General features: G+C 51.7%; 1 protein-coding gene. It reads right to left on the bottom strand.

All coding sequences use genetic code 11. The annotated features are described in order from the left end of the window. Nucleotides 1–292, bottom strand: a 292-nt coding sequence (locus H740_RS01100; RefSeq protein ID WP_002950483.1) for a calcium-binding protein, incomplete at both ends; no start/stop codon positions are given.

The raw sequence follows: 292 nt of genomic DNA, 5'->3' as shown, positions 1-292 counted from the left end.
ACCGCCGTAAAGAGCGTCGTTGCCGGTTCCGCCGTCTATGATATCATTACCGTCTTCGCCCTTTATAATATCGTCGCCATCGCCACCCGTTATCGTATCATTACCGCTTCCGCCTTGAATATTGTCGTTACCGTTTCCTCCGTCTATGACATCATCGCCGCTTTCGCCCCAAAGCTCGTCATTACCTTCTCCTCCTATTAGCGTATCGTTACCGCTTTCACCCCAAAGATTATCATTGCCCTCTCCTCCCATCAGCTTATCCTCTCCGTCGCCGCCGTAAAGAGCGTCGTTG

This window comes from Campylobacter showae CC57C, from assembly GCF_000344295.2.
GTDB classification, from domain to species: Bacteria; Campylobacterota; Campylobacteria; order Campylobacterales; family Campylobacteraceae; genus Campylobacter_A; species Campylobacter_A showae_B.
Note: the sequence above shows the minus strand (reverse complement) of the source record. Positions and strands in the feature narration are given on the sequence as shown.